This window comes from Streptomyces sp. NPDC088147 (genome assembly GCF_044741565.1).
Lineage (GTDB): Bacteria > Actinomycetota > Actinomycetes > Streptomycetales > Streptomycetaceae > Streptomyces.
Map to the genome: position 1 here is coordinate 38866 of NZ_JBIUSY010000005.1, position 12884 is coordinate 51749.

The 12884-nt window shown below is 70.1% G+C and carries 15 protein-coding genes; 6 read left to right on the top strand and 9 right to left on the bottom strand.

The annotated features are described in order from the left end of the window. Window positions 1-34: 34 nt before the first annotated feature. Window positions 35-1612, top strand: coding sequence for a hypothetical protein (locus ACIOGX_RS18210; protein ID WP_401914315.1), 1578 nt, complete (start codon window positions 35-37; stop codon window positions 1610-1612). Here ACIOGX_RS18210 and ACIOGX_RS18215 read toward each other — a convergent pair. Beyond that, window positions 1609-2271, bottom strand: coding sequence for a DinB family protein (locus tag ACIOGX_RS18215; RefSeq protein ID WP_401914318.1), 663 nt, complete (start codon window positions 2269-2271; stop codon window positions 1609-1611). The two genes, ACIOGX_RS18210 and ACIOGX_RS18215, sit on opposite strands and share 4 nt — an antisense overlap. A gap of 144 nt (window positions 2272-2415) precedes the next feature. On the opposite strand from ACIOGX_RS18215, the gene ACIOGX_RS18220 reads away from it, so the two are divergent. After that, complete coding sequence (locus ACIOGX_RS18220; RefSeq protein WP_383974913.1) at window positions 2416-3099, top strand: class I SAM-dependent methyltransferase; 684 nt, start codon at window positions 2416-2418, stop codon at window positions 3097-3099. A gap of 42 nt (window positions 3100-3141) precedes the next feature. On the opposite strand, the gene ACIOGX_RS18225 is transcribed toward ACIOGX_RS18220, so the two are convergent. The 4 genes from ACIOGX_RS18225 to ACIOGX_RS18240 all read right to left on the bottom strand — a co-directional run bounded on the left by ACIOGX_RS18225 (window position 3142) and on the right by ACIOGX_RS18240 (window position 5555). Beyond that, window positions 3142-3786, bottom strand: a complete 645-nt coding sequence (locus ACIOGX_RS18225; protein ID WP_401914321.1) for a hypothetical protein — start codon at window positions 3784-3786, stop codon at window positions 3142-3144. Between the two features lie 164 nt (window positions 3787-3950). Beyond that, window positions 3951-4799, bottom strand: a complete 849-nt coding sequence (locus ACIOGX_RS18230; protein WP_356512792.1) for a helix-turn-helix transcriptional regulator — start codon at window positions 4797-4799, stop codon at window positions 3951-3953. A gap of 14 nt (window positions 4800-4813) precedes the next feature. Further along, window positions 4814-5329, bottom strand: a complete 516-nt coding sequence (locus ACIOGX_RS18235; protein WP_356512790.1) for a DUF6879 family protein — start codon at window positions 5327-5329, stop codon at window positions 4814-4816. Further along, window positions 5301-5555: a hypothetical protein gene (locus tag ACIOGX_RS18240; protein WP_401914325.1), complete on the bottom strand. Its 255-nt coding sequence runs from the start codon at window positions 5553-5555 to the stop codon at window positions 5301-5303. Before ACIOGX_RS18240 ends, ACIOGX_RS18235 begins: the two co-directional genes overlap by 29 nt. 184 nt (window positions 5556-5739) lie before the next feature. Here ACIOGX_RS18240 and ACIOGX_RS18245 point away from each other — a divergent pair, with 184 nt between their 5' ends. From ACIOGX_RS18245 to ACIOGX_RS18255, 3 genes are all read left to right on the top strand, one after another. Then, the gene (locus ACIOGX_RS18245) at window positions 5740-5979 is read left to right on the top strand and encodes a hypothetical protein (protein ID WP_356512786.1); all 240 of its coding nucleotides are present in this window, start codon (window positions 5740-5742) and stop codon (window positions 5977-5979) included. An 80-nt stretch (window positions 5980-6059) separates the two neighbouring features. Beyond that, window positions 6060-6563 (top strand): hypothetical protein, encoded by a 504-nt coding sequence (locus ACIOGX_RS18250; RefSeq protein WP_356512784.1) that lies wholly within the window; start codon window positions 6060-6062, stop codon window positions 6561-6563. Between the two features lie 15 nt (window positions 6564-6578). After that, on the top strand, window positions 6579-6821 hold the full coding sequence (locus ACIOGX_RS18255; protein ID WP_401766798.1) for a hypothetical protein: 243 nt from the start codon (window positions 6579-6581) through the stop codon (window positions 6819-6821). A 179-nt stretch (window positions 6822-7000) separates the two neighbouring features. Here the strand turns inward: ACIOGX_RS18255 and ACIOGX_RS18260 are convergent, their stop codons facing one another. Further along, window positions 7001-8173, bottom strand: coding sequence for an acyl-CoA dehydrogenase (locus ACIOGX_RS18260; protein WP_401914329.1), 1173 nt, complete (start codon window positions 8171-8173; stop codon window positions 7001-7003). A 183-nt stretch (window positions 8174-8356) separates the two neighbouring features. On the opposite strand from ACIOGX_RS18260, the gene ACIOGX_RS18265 reads away from it, so the two are divergent. Next, on the top strand, window positions 8357-9703 hold the full coding sequence (locus ACIOGX_RS18265; protein WP_401914332.1) for a UDP-glucose dehydrogenase family protein: 1347 nt from the start codon (window positions 8357-8359) through the stop codon (window positions 9701-9703). A gap of 86 nt (window positions 9704-9789) precedes the next feature. Here ACIOGX_RS18265 and ACIOGX_RS18270 read toward each other — a convergent pair whose 3' ends face one another. From ACIOGX_RS18270 to ACIOGX_RS18280, 3 genes are read right to left on the bottom strand one after another with little or no spacing between them, the layout of a single operon-like run. Beyond that, the gene (locus ACIOGX_RS18270) at window positions 9790-10983 is read right to left on the bottom strand and encodes a dipeptidase (RefSeq protein ID WP_401914335.1); all 1194 of its coding nucleotides are present in this window, start codon (window positions 10981-10983) and stop codon (window positions 9790-9792) included. An 11-nt stretch (window positions 10984-10994) separates the two neighbouring features. Then, window positions 10995-11570 carry a 5-(carboxyamino)imidazole ribonucleotide mutase gene (gene purE / locus ACIOGX_RS18275; protein WP_356512775.1) on the bottom strand — a complete coding sequence of 192 codons (576 nt, stop codon included), beginning with the start codon at window positions 11568-11570 and terminating at the stop codon, window positions 10995-10997. Continuing rightward, window positions 11567-12706 (bottom strand): 5-(carboxyamino)imidazole ribonucleotide synthase, encoded by a 1140-nt coding sequence (locus ACIOGX_RS18280; protein WP_356512773.1) that lies wholly within the window; start codon window positions 12704-12706, stop codon window positions 11567-11569. Before ACIOGX_RS18280 ends, purE begins: the two co-directional genes overlap by 4 nt. Window positions 12707-12884: the final 178 nt, after the last annotated feature.

Consider the following 12884-nt stretch of genomic DNA (forward strand, 5'->3'; position numbering starts at 1 on the left):
GTCCGATGGAGGACCCTTGAAAAGGATCATGGCCGTGGCGACCACGGCCGTCGCGCTCTCCGCGTCCACACTGATCGCCGCGCCCACCGCGCGGGCGGCCGAGGTCAGCCTCCGATCGTTCACGTGGAGCGCCGAGGAGAACGGCAGGATCCATGTGCTCTACGAGCACTGGGACCGGAACTCGCTTCCGTCCGATGTCACTCTCCGGGTCCGCGCGAAGGGCGATGACGCCGTACTCGCCACGCTGGGCCTCGAAGACGCCGGGCGCTGCGCCACCGCGTCCGACTGCGAGGAGCAGCAGTTCTCGACCGACCCCGTCGAACTGCCCGCGCTGGGCGTGTACACCGTCGATCTCGTGGTCAGGGCCGGCACGGCGGACGAGGTCGTCGACCGCGACAACGGTGAGCTCAACTACGGCCTCGATCCGGAGCTGATCGCCACCGCCGACCGTCAGCGGGTGTCGTACGACCACCGCGTCGTCACGGTGGACGGCACTCTCGTCGCGCGGGACCCGAACACGCATGAGGTGAAGCCGTTCGAAGGGGCCGGCGTCTACGCCCGCTACAAGGCCCAGGACTTCGTGACGACGACCGTCGACAAGGCGGGCCGCTTCTCCCTGCCCTTCGACTTCACCGGGTACGAGACCGCCGCGCGGCTCGACGTGTGGTTCCAGGAGAACCTGGTGTCGTTCCCGGTGACGGTCCGCAAGCAGCCCCTGAACCTGACGGTGAGCACCCCCGCCCGCTCGGTGACGGCCCCGTACGGGAGCGACGTCCCCGCGCGCGGGAAGGTGACCCGTACGGCCGACGACGGCACGGAGAAGGCCGCGGGCGGCGTCGGCGTCCTGGTCGACGGGCGGCACATCACGAGCACCAGGGCCGACGGCACCTTCTCGGGCTCCTTCCCGGCCACGAGGAACGGCGCCGCGCGCCTGGAACTCGGGCAGGAGCCGTGGTTCGAGAAGGCCGCGTCCCCGTACGACTTCCAGGTCAAGACGGCCGCCACGAGCACGTTCTCGGCGGTCGAAGCCGGTGTCGACAAGAACCGGAAGGTCACCTTCAGCGGCAGACTGGGCGTCACCTCGGGCTCGTACCCCGCCGGGACGACGGGGCGGGTCTCCATCGACCACTCGCCGGACGGCCAGAACTGGACGAGCGCGGGCCAGTTCACGGCCACGTACGGAGCGGCGTTCACCCAGGCGGCTCCTCTGAAGGGCTCGGCCGGCAGCTACTGGCGCCTGCGCCACCTGGGTGCCACGGGCGTGGAGAGCCGCGTCCACAAGCTCGGCCGCCAGTACACCGAGCTCCGGAGCGACGACGTCACCCCCGAGGGCGTACGGAAGGGCACGAAGCTCACGGCCAAGGGCACGCTCATGCAGAAGTCCGGCTCCGCCTGGAAGGCGTACGCCGGCCAGAAGGTGCGCGTCTACTTCAAGGCGGCCACGCGGGGCGCGGTCTGGACGGAACTGGGCAGCGCCAGGACCCTCTCCAACGGCACGTTCAGCAAGCGGTTCACGGCGCTGCGGGACGGTACCTGGCCGATGCGCTACGTCGACACGGTGAAGACGCACTACGCGTCGAACGGCCGCGAGGACTACGTCGACGTGCGCTAGGAACCCGTCGTACGGGGCGTACGCGGCGCATTGGGTGCACCGGGCGCACTGGGCGCACTGGGCGCACTGGGCGTACGGAAGGCCCCCGCCGCGCGCTCCAGCCCGCTTCGGTAGGTCTCCCACCACGACTGATCGCCGGGCGGAATGTTGTCGTTGCCCTCCGACATTCCCACGGCCCCGTCGATCAGCTCCCGGACGATGTCGGCGTGGCCGGCGTGCCGGTGCGTTTCGGCGAGCACCCGGACCAGGACGTGGTGCAGTGTCACCTCTCTCCGCTCCTCCGGCCACCAGGAGACGTGACCGATCGCGTCGAGCGGCAGCGTGGCGATCGTGGTGTCCGAGTGCTGCCATGCCCGCTGGTAGAGCCCGACGATCCACTCGCGGGACTCGTCCTCGGTGGCCCACATGTCCGCGCCCGGTTCGGCGCCCACCCCGTACCAGGCCGGCGGCTCGTCGAAGAACGGTCGCCCGAACGTATCGCCGAAGTACCCCAACTCGACTGCGGCGACGTGTTTGACCAGGCCCAGCAGATTCGTGCCGGTCGGCGTCAGCGGACGACGGATGTCGTACTCCGTGAGCCCGTCCAGCTTCCAGAGCAGTGCTTCGCGGGCGGTCCGCAGGTAGCGGAGAAGGTCCGTTTTGGCTTCCGATTCGATCATGCCGGGGAGTCTCCCATCCGGCACTGACAGCCGGTCCCGGTCGGGCGCCGGCCTCGTTCGGGTGATCGTGCCGCCCGGACCGGAGAACCGCCGGGGAGCCGGGGTAGAGCAGGAGCGTCGGCCGGCCGGTGAGAGGTGGGGACTGTGGAGCGCACGCAGGACAGAGGTTCCGAGGACACCGCGGGTTCCGGGGACATGGTCGGGCCGGCGCCGCGGGCGGCGGAGACGGCGGCGTACTTCGACTCCCTGGGCCTTGGCTACCAGCGAGCCTTCGAGGGCAGGAAGACCTCCCAGATCCGGGCGGCCGAGCGTCTGATGAGCCGGCTGGACCCCGGTGCCCGGGTGCTGGACGCGGGGTGCGGTACGGGGCTGCCGACCGCCGGGCAGCTGAGCGAGGGCGGCATGGACGTCACCGGGATCGATGTCTCCGAGGGGCTGCTCGCCCACGCCCGCCGCCAGGTTCCGGGAGCACGCTTCGTCAAGGCCGATCTCTTCGACCGGAGAGCGGATATCGGATCGTTCGACGCTGTCGTGAGCTTCTACGCCCTCGTCGACCTGACGGCGGACGCGTTCATCGCCGCGCTGGAGAGACTGCGGGACCTCACGGTCACCGGCGGCACGCTGCTGGTCGCCGTGTCGGAGCGGCGTACCGACGACGAGGTGCGGTTCATGGACACGACCTATCGGCCTGCCCTGTGCCGGCGTGAGGACCTCGCCGACTGGGCCCGCCAAGCGGGGCTGTGGGTGGACGAGTTGGAGATCTGTCCCGAGCAGGGATCCGAGGGGCAGCCCGAGACCGGTCTCTATCTCTGGGCCCGGCGCGCGTGAGCGGAAGCCCCCCGGCCCCCGGCGTGGGGTGCGCGGCGTGACTTACAGGGCGTCGCGCTCGGAGTCGAAGGTGACCAGCCGGGCCGCGTGGGTTCCGGGCCGGTCGGGGTGCGCGAAGTCGAGGACCCGGTCCATCAGATAGGGGTCGCCCTTGGCGGGGTACCGGCTCAGGCCGGTGACGCTCAGCCGCAGCGGCTCGACGCCGGTGAGTACGGCCGGTTCCCGACCGGGGAGTTCGACGGTCGCGCTGACGGGGATGACGTCGTTCTCGTCGAACGCGGGCGGGACGCGCGAGGCGAGCCGCAGGACGCTCTTCGGGTCGACGTCGAAGTCGCTCTGCTCCAGGGTGACACGGCCCCCGCCGGGGAGTTCGGCGCTGATACGGAACCCGACGGTACGCAACCGCACGCTGTTGACCGGGTCGTCGGGGTCGACGTCGACCCGCTGTCCGATGCCGCCCCTGAAGTCGACGGTGTACGAGGTGCCCCCGTATTCGAAGAGGCTGTGGGTCGCGAGCATCGAGGAGAGGATCTCGGCGCCGATCGGCGGCAGCGGGAGCGAGCGGACGGCGCTCCGAGCGGAGCCGGGCGCGCCGGGCGCGGGAGCGGCAGCGGCGGCGGGCAGTGCGCTGAGGACCACGGCGGCGGCACAGGCCACGAGCGCCCGGACCGGTCGGGGGGACAGCAAGGGTTCCTCCTGCGTGTTCGCGAACGACGACAGGAGAATTGCACCGGAGCCGCCACTGCCCACCGGGAGATTGACTCGATGGTGGGCCTGCCGCGCCCCGGCCGTGACGAACTGACGCCCGAGGACGGTCGGTTGGGGGCGTGGGTGGGTGTCGCCGTCGCTGGTCAGCCCAGGGATGCCACAGCGTCCGCGACGAGGGAGCGGGCCGCCGCCCCGCGTGCGGCTTGGTGCGAGAGACGTTCAAAGGCGCGGGCGTACAACTCGACCTGGCTGGGCTGTGTGAGCGTGGAGGCGGCATCCAGGGTGTCGGCGTGCACCCTGCTGTCGTCGAAGACCGTGAAGGTGGGCATGGGCCACACGGCCCGTTGTCCCGCGAACGGGACGATGCCCACGGCGACGTTCTGACGGTCCATGATCCCGAGTAGGTGGCCGAGTTGTGCCGCCATGGTTTCGGCGCTGCACAGCCGGTACCGCAACACCGACTCCTCCAGCACGAAGGAGAACCGGCTCCCGCCCTGTTCGAGCACCTCGTTACGCCGTATCCGGGCTGCCACGGCCTCGCGTACGTCGTCCGGGGTTCCTCGGAAGTCCGCGATGGAGGACAGCAGCGCGGAGGCATACCCCGCTGTCTGTAGGAACCCAGGGATCACGTCGGATACGTAGACCCGGAAGGACCGGGTTTGTTGGTACAGGTCGCCGGTGCTCTCCTGGAGTCTCCGGAGGCCGGTCCGTTGGAGTCGCTTCCACTCCACATGGGCTTCGGCGGACTGCCGGTTGGCCGCGATCAGGTCCGGGGCCTGGCCCTCAGCGGAACATGCCCGGCACCACGCCCGGATATCGGCATCGGACGGAGGTGTCTTGGCGTTCTCGATCCGGGACGACTTCGACTCGGACCAACCGCACCGGACGGCCAGCTCCCGCCCGCTGATCCCCGCGTCCTTCCGGATCTCGCGCAGACGGCCGGCCAGGGCTTCGCGGGCCTTCTGAACGCGTGAAGAGGGGCGCGGGGGCATGAAGCCGGCTTTCGTCAGACCGTGTACTGGTGGTGCGGGACCGCTCGCTCCCATACCGCTTCGAAGGCGGCGGAGCACAGCTTCACAGCTTCCGGATCGGCCGTGATCTCGTCCTCCACCACCGCGCCGTCACCTGAGAAGTGGTGCACCCGAAGCAGCGCGTCATCAAACAGCCAGAAGTCGTTGCCGGGCAGGGGGATGGCCGTGGCTCGCCGCCGGGGCAGCCAGCGGACTTGCTCCCCCGCCGTGACGTTGGCTCGGGCTACGTAGTGCTCCCAGCGGATGTATTCCGACACCGGCTCGGAGACCACCCGCGCCCTTCGGATCACCACGCCCCTGGCCACGGTGTCAGCGATCAACTGGTCGTAGGGATGCCACCAGGACTCGCGATCCTTCCAGTTGATCCGCTCCCCGCGCTTCCACGCCTCGAACCGGTCCGTGGGGGCGTAGGAGTCGCGCAACTCCAGGTGGACGGCGGACCGCTCGCACTGGCCGAGCAGCTCAGCGAATCCGGGCACGCTCGATGGCATCGCATGCCTCCCTGATCATCGGAATCATCCGGGCCGGAATCCTGACGAAGGCCTCGCTGTCGGGTACCGAACCGTTCGCGGGACTGCTCGCCTGGCAGTCCGCCTGAGTCTCGGGGGTCGGCTTCCACCCCTGCAACAGGATCTCCTGTGCTTCCGCGTCCGCCCACACGGTGGGGCAGTGGTCCCGGTCGGTGTCGGGGTCGATCCCAACGAACTTCACGGCCATGGCAGGCTCCCTGGTCCAGGTACTTGCTTGGGCTTGCACCAGCATCTTTGAGCTGGGAAGAGAGCGTCAATACCGCATTGAGCCAAGCCAATTGGCGTGCAAGCTTATGCAAGTTCGTGGAGCCCGGCATATCCCGCTCCCTACGGTCGCCACATCGACGCGGAATCGCTCGGGAGGGGCGGGCATGGTGAGCGGGAACGAGAGGTACGGCATCGGACCGGCCGGCCGCATGAGCAGCGGCGAAGGCAGACGGTTCCCGCCCCGGCCCACGGGAGCCTTCGGTGTCGGCGGGGCGGTGCTCGTGGCCGAAGCCGACGAGGGCGGCCCCGAGGGCGGGGATCTGCCTCCGGGCGACGGCATGAAGTGGCCGACATGCCAGTGCGGCGGTCCCCAGTGCCCCGTGATGGTGGTCCGCGCCGAGTAGGGCCATCACTCCGGCGGCGGAACCTGGACAGTCGAGCTTCCGGGGCGGGCTGTGAAGTGCCACAGAAGAGAGGAACGCATATGCACGATGTACGCGCATTACTCACCCCTGCCGCGTTCGGCGGCGTCGTCGCGACAGTCATCGACAACAACCCCGACATGAAAAGGGCTACGGCGGAGCGGATCGTCACAGAAGCGCTCAAATTCGTGGACGCCGCCGCGCAGTTCCCCACCGCCAAGATCACACCGTCCAACGTCGTGGACGAAGGGTGGCATGCCCTGATCCTGCACACGAACCTGTACGAGAAGCTGTGCCACCGCCTGGGGCGGTTCGTGCACCACTGGCCCGAGCGTCCCGACGCCGAGCGCCATGACGAGCACGCGCTCACCCGCACGGCGACCGTCATCGAAAAGGCCGGCCACACCGTGGACAGTGAGTTGTGGACGGGCCCGGCCAAGGCTCTGGTCCCGGTGGCGGCCAACTGCTCCCACACGCCCGTGCCCGGTGGGTGTGGCCCGATCAATCCGGGCAATTGCGCTTCGCACTGCTCCAGCGGGGACGATGGCCAGGCCGGCGGCCAGTAAACGGAAGGCGGAAGCGTGGACGCTGAACAGGCCCGGCAAGTCGATGCGGTGCTGAGGCGGTTGGGCATCTCCGGTGTGGTCGCGCCGGAGGACCCGGAGAACACGGCGGGGGGATGGCGCGTGTACGACACGGCCGATCCCATCACTCGCCAGGACGTGACCGCTGAAGCGCTGGCGTCCCTGGCACGCGAGTTCCCCGACGGGAAAACGGGGTCCGGGCCGACGCGCGGGTTCGTCGTCCCGCCCAAGGACGAGTGACCACCTGCTCGCGTGCCCATGAACGCCCCTGCCGTCATCGGCGGGGGCGCTCATGGGCTTGTTCGAGCGGTCCAGAGCCCGCTGCCCGCCCGTGATCGGCCCGGAGCAGGACCGAACGGCCCGGGAGCGGATCACGGCTCACGTGCCACTCCGCATGCACGCTGACCTGTGAAACCCCGCTACGGCAGGTTCCTCGCCATCACGATGCGCTGGACCTGGTTCGTGCCCTCGTAGATCTGCGTGATCTTGGCGTCGCGCATCATGCGCTCGACCGGGTAGTCGCGTGTGTAGCCGTAGCCGCCGAGGAGCTGGACCGCGTCCGTGGTGATCTCCATGGCCGCGTCGGACGCGAAGCACTTGGCCGCCGCGCCGAAGAAGGTGAGGTCCTCCTTGGCGCTGCCCGCGGAGACGCGCTCCGACCTGGCCGCGGCGGCGTAGGTGAGCTGGCGGGCCGCTTCCAGCTTCATGGCCATGTCGGCGAGCATGAACTGCACGCCCTGGAAGTCGGCGATCGGCTTGCCGAACTGCTTGCGCTCCTGGACGTAGCCCTTCGCGTAGTCCAGCGCGCCCTGCGCGATGCCGAGTGCCTGGGCCGCGATCGTGATGCGGGTGTGGTCCAGGGTCTTCATGGCGGTGGCGAAGCCGGTGCCCTCCTCGCCGATCAGCCGGTCCGCGGGGATGCGCACGTTGTCGAGGTAGACCTCGCGGGTCGGCGAGCCCTTGATGCCCAGCTTCTTCTCCGGGGCGCCGAAGGAGACGCCCTCGTCGCCCTTCTCGACCACGAACGCGCTGATGCCCTTGGTGCGCTTGTCCGGGTCGGTGACGGCCATGACCGTGTAGTACTCGGAGACGCCCGCGTTGGTGATCCAGCGCTTCACGCCGTTGAGGACGTAGTGGTCGCCGTCCCGTACCGCCTTGGTCTTCATCCCGCCCGCGTCGGAGCCCGCGTCCGGCTCGGAGAGGCAGTACGAGAACATCGCGTCGCCCTTGGCCAGCGGGCCCAGGTACGTCTTCTTCAGGTTCTCGGAGCCGGAGAGGATCACCGGCAGCGAGCCGAGCTTGTTCACGGCCGGGATCAGGGAGGACGAGGCGCAGACCCGGGCGATCTCCTCGATGACGATCACCGTGGCGAGGGCGTCGGCACCGGCCCCGCCGTACTCCTCCGGTACATGGACCGCGTGCAGATCGGAGGCCACCAGCGCGTCCAGGGCCTCCTGCGGGAAGCGCGCCTCCTCGTCCACCGCCGCGGCGAACGGGGCGATCTTCGCCTCCGCGAGCGCGCGCACGGTCTCGCGGAGCATGTCGTGCTCTTCGGACGGGCGGTACAGGTCGAAATCAGCCGATCCGGCCACGGTCTTTCACTCCCCAGGATGCTAACTACCGTTAAGTAACACAATTTTAGGGGGCCGAGGCACCGCAGGCATAGGTGAGTTTGCCGACAGCCGCTCCGTACAGGAGAAGTGCCCCTGCGAAGCCCCCGCTACGCGCGGCTATGCTCGGCCCCGCACCTGCCCGCCTCCCCCTGGAGCACTCACATGGCCCTCAAGATCACTGTGATCGGCACCGGCTATCTCGGCGCCACGCACGCCGCGGCCATGGCGGAGCTGGGCTTCGAGGTCCTCGGCCTCGACGTGGTGCCCGAGAAGATCGCACTGCTCTCCGCGGGCCGGGTCCCGATGTACGAGCCCGGCCTCGAGGAACTGCTGCGCAAACATGTCGCGGGGATCGAGGGATCGACCGGGCGGCTGCGGTTCACCATGGACTGGGCCGAGATCGCGGAGTTCGGCGATGTGCACTTCGTCTGCGTGAACACCCCGCAGAAGCACGGCGAGTACGCCTGCGACATGTCGTACGTCGACTCCGCGATCGAGAGCCTCGCCAAGCATCTGGGCCGGCCGGCCCTGGTCGTCGGCAAGTCGACGGTGCCCGTGGGCAGCGCGGAGCGGCTCGCGGCCCGCATCGTCGAGCTGGCGCCCGCGGGCGGCGAGGTGGAGCTGGCCTGGAACCCGGAGTTCCTGCGCGAGGGCTTCGCCGTACAGGACACGCTGCACCCCGACCGGATCGTGGTGGGCGTGCGCAGCGAGCACGCCGAGCGGGTGCTGCGCGAGGTGTACGCGACGCCGGTGGGCGAGGGGGCGCCGTTCGTGGTGACGGACTTCCCGACCGCCGAGCTGGTGAAGACCTCCGCGAACTCCTTCCTGGCCACGAAGATCTCGTTCATCAACGCGATGGCGGAGGTGTGCGAGGCGGCCGGCGGGGATGTGGTGAAGCTGGCGGAGGCGCTCGGGTACGACGAGCGGATCGGCAAGAAGTTCCTGCGTGCCGGGATCGGCTTCGGCGGCGGGTGTCTGCCGAAGGACATCCGGGCGTTCATGGCGCGGGCGGGCGAGCTGGGCGCCGACCAGGCGCTGACGTTCCTGCGTGAGGTCGACTCGATCAATATGCGGCGGCGCGGTCACATGGTGGAGCTGGCGCGCGAGGCCGTGGGCGGCGACTCGTCGTTCCTGGGGAAGCGGGTCGCGGTGCTGGGCGCCACCTTCAAGCCGGACTCGGACGACGTACGGGACTCCCCCGCGCTCAATGTCGCGGGGCAGATCCATCTCCAGGGCGGCCAGGTGACGGTCTACGACCCCAAGGGCATGGACAACGCCAAGCGGCTCTTCCCGACGCTGAGGTACGCGCCGTCCGCGCTGGACGCGGTGCGCGGCGCCGATGTCGTCCTGCATCTGACGGAGTGGAGCGAGTTCCGTGAGCTGGACCCGGCCGCCCTGGGCCAGGCGGCGTCGCGCCGGCTGATCCTGGACGGACGTAACGCGCTGGACCCGGCGCGGTGGCGCGCGGCGGGCTGGACGTACCGCGCGATGGGGCGCCCGCGCGCCTGAGCCCGCGCCGAGCGCCGGAGCGACAAGCCCGAGCAGCCGGCCCCCGGGGCGCCGTCCTCGCGCGCCCCGGTGACCGGCACGGACGGTCAGCCGTCCAGTTCCCCGATCGTCGCCAGCGACGGACCGCGCTCGTCCCGCAGGCCCCGCGCCACGTCCTCCGCCGCGCGCAGCACCCGTACCGCGTTCTGCCACGTCAGCTTCGCCAGGTCCGCCGTGGACCACTTACGGGCGAGGAGTTCCGCGATCAGGTTCGGGTAGCCCGCGACATCGTCCAGGCCGGCCGGGGTGAAGGCCGTGCCGTCGAAGTCGCCGCCGATGCCGATGTGGTCGATGCCGGCGGTCTCGCGCATATGGTCCAGATGGTCCGCGACCGTCGCCGCCGTGGCGTTCGGGCGGGGGCGGGACGCCTCGAACGCCTGGTGGATCTCCATCGCGCGCCCGGTGGTGTCGAGCGGGTGCAGACCGTGGGCCCGCATGTTCTCGTCTGCCGCCTGGGTCCAGGCCACCGCCGCGGGGAGGATGAACTTCGGTACGAACGTGGCCATCGCCACACCGCCGTTCGCGGGCAGCTTCTCCAGCACATCGTCCGGGATGTTGCGGGGGTGGTCGCAGATCGCCCGTGCCGACGAGTGCGAGAAGATCACCGGCGCCCCGCTCGTGGCGAGCGCGTCGCGCATCGTCGTGGCGGCCACATGCGAGAGGTCGACCAGCATGCCGGTCCGGTTCATCTCGCGGACCACCTCGCGGCCGAAGGCCGAGAGCCCGCCCACGCCCGGCACATCGGTCGCCGAGTCCGCCCACGCGAGATTGTCGTTATGGGTGAGCGTCATATAGCGGACACCCAGGGTATGGAGGGCCCGCAGCGTGGCGAGGGAGTTGTTGATGGAGTGGCCGCCCTCGGCCCCCATCAGCGAGGCGATCCTGCCGTGCCGCCGCGCCGTCTCCATGTCGTCCGCCGTCAGGGCGCGGGACAGGTCGCCCGGGTAGCGGGCCAGCAGCCGGCCGACCACGTCGATCTGCTCCAGCGTCGCGCTGACCGCGTCGTCACCGGCCATGTCGGCCCGGACGTACACGGACCAGAACTGCGCGCCGACGCCGCCGCGCCGCAGCCGGGGGATGTCCGTGTGCAGCGTGCCCGACAGGTCGTCCGCGATGTCGAGCCGGTCCAGGTCGTAGCGCACATGCTCGCGCAGCGCCCAGGGCAGGTCGTTGTGTCCGTCGACCACCGGGAAGTCGGCCAGCAGGGCTCGGGCCTCGTCCAGGAACGGCGTGGAGTCCATCGCCGAGACCGTCACTTTCCGAATCCGAAGTGATCCGCGCCTTCGGCCTTCGCGCGCAGCCGCTTGCCCTTCACCTTCGCCTGGTCGTTCAGCTCCTGCTGGAACTCCCGCATCCTGGCCTGGAGTTCGGGGTCGTGGGCGGCGAGGATACGGGCGGCCAGCAGCCCCGCGTTCCGGGCGCCGCCGACCGAGACCGTGGCGACCGGCACACCGGCCGGCATCTGGACGATGGACAGCAGCGAGTCCATGCCGTCGAGGTACTTCAGCGGTACGGGGACGCCGATCACCGGCAGCGGGGTCACCGACGCGAGCATGCCCGGCAGGTGCGCCGCGCCGCCCGCGCCCGCGATGATCGCCTTGAGGCCGCGCCCGGCGGCCTCCTCGCCGTACGCGATCATCTCGCGCGGCATGCGGTGCGCGGAGACGACATCCACCTCGTACGGGATCTCGAACTCGTGGAGGGCCTTCGTGGCGGCCTCCATGACGGGCCAGTCGGAGTCCGAGCCCATGACGACGCCGACCAGGGGTGTGGTGCGCGCGTCGGCGCCCGATGAGGGGCGGTGGCCGGGTGACGGGTGGGCTGTCATTCGGTGATCGTTCCTCGGAGGTAGCCGGCGGCGTGGCGGGCGCGCTCCAGCACGTCGTCCAGGTCGTCGCCGTAGGTGTTGACATGCCCTACCTTGCGGCCGGGTTTCACGTCCTTGCCATACATATGGATCTTCAGCTGCGGGTCCCGGGCCATGCAGTGCAGATAGGCCGCGTACATGTCCGGATAGTCGCCGCCCAGCACATTGCACATGACCGTCCAGGGCGCACGCGGGCGCGGGTCGCCGAGCGGCAGATCGAGTACGGCGCGCACATGGTTGGCGAACTGCGAGGTGATCGCGCCGTCCTGGGTCCAGTGCCCGGAGTTGTGCGGGCGCATCGCCAGCTCGTTGACGAGGATCCTGCCGTCGCGGGTCTCGAAGAGCTCCACCGCGAGATGGCCCACGACCCCCAGTTCGGCGGCTATCCGCAGGGCGAGCAGCTGGGCCTCGCCCGCCAGCTCGTCCGGCAGTCCGGGCGCCGGGGCGATGACAGTGTCGCAGACGCCGTCGACCTGCCGGGACTCGACCACGGGGTACGCCACGGCCTGGCCGTGCGGGGAGCGGACGATGTTCGCGGCCAGCTCGCGTACGAAGTCGACCTTCTCCTCGGCGAGCACGGGGACCCCGGCCAGGAAGGGCTGCCCGGCCTCCTCCTCGGACCGTACGAACCAGACGCCCTTGCCGTCGTAGCCGCCGCGCACCGTCTTGAGGATGACCGGGAAGCCGCCCACCTCGGCGGCGAAGGCGGCCGCGTCGGCCGGTCCTGTGACGATGCGGTGGCGCGGACAGGGGGCGCCCAGCTCGGTCAGCCTGGCCCGCATCACGCCCTTGTCCTGGGCGTGCACCAGCGCGTCCGGACCCGGCCTGACGCGGATGCCGTCCGCCTCCAGGGCGCGTAGATGCTCGATCGGTACATGCTCATGATCGAACGTGATCACATCGCACCCGCGCGCGAAGTCACGCAGCGTGTCCAGGTCGCGGTAGTCGCCGACGACGACCTCGCTCACCACCTGGGCAGCCGAGTCCTGCGGGGTGTCACTGAGGAGCTTGAATCTCAGGCCGAGGGGGATGCCCGCCTCGTGGGTCATACGGGCGAGCTGACCGCCGCCGACCATGCCGACTACCGGGAACGTCACGCCCCCAGGGTATCCGCCGCCCGGCGGACCCGGACCCGCGCACGGCCGCGCCCCCGTCCCGCACGGGCGTCCCCCGTACGGGCGCCACCCACCGTGACCGAGTGTGACGTACGGTCGCCCAGGCGGCCGAAGGGGCCGCTGGTTAGCATGGTTCGGAACTGACGCCGACCGGACGGGG

Bases quoted from the DNA above. Each gene is read 5' to 3' on its own strand.
- ACIOGX_RS18245 (WP_356512786.1), top strand. From the start codon at position 5,740: ATGGTGAGCGGGAACGAGAGGTACGGCATCGGACCGGCCGGCCGCATG.
- ACIOGX_RS18250 (WP_356512784.1), top strand. From the start codon at position 6,060: ATGCACGATGTACGCGCATTACTCACCCCTGCCGCGTTCGGCGGCGTC.
- ACIOGX_RS18270 (WP_401914335.1), bottom strand. From the start codon at position 10,983: ATGGACTCCACGCCGTTCCTGGACGAGGCCCGAGCCCTGCTGGCCGAC.
- ACIOGX_RS18215 (WP_401914318.1), bottom strand. From the start codon at position 2,271: ATGATCGAATCGGAAGCCAAAACGGACCTTCTCCGCTACCTGCGGACC.
- ACIOGX_RS18235 (WP_356512790.1), bottom strand. From the start codon at position 5,329: ATGCCATCGAGCGTGCCCGGATTCGCTGAGCTGCTCGGCCAGTGCGAG.
- ACIOGX_RS18240 (WP_401914325.1), bottom strand. From the start codon at position 5,555: ATGGCCGTGAAGTTCGTTGGGATCGACCCCGACACCGACCGGGACCAC.
- ACIOGX_RS18230 (WP_356512792.1), bottom strand. From the start codon at position 4,799: ATGCCCCCGCGCCCCTCTTCACGCGTTCAGAAGGCCCGCGAAGCCCTG.
- ACIOGX_RS18265 (WP_401914332.1), top strand. From the start codon at position 8,357: ATGGCCCTCAAGATCACTGTGATCGGCACCGGCTATCTCGGCGCCACG.
- purE (WP_356512775.1), bottom strand. From the start codon at position 11,570: ATGACAGCCCACCCGTCACCCGGCCACCGCCCCTCATCGGGCGCCGAC.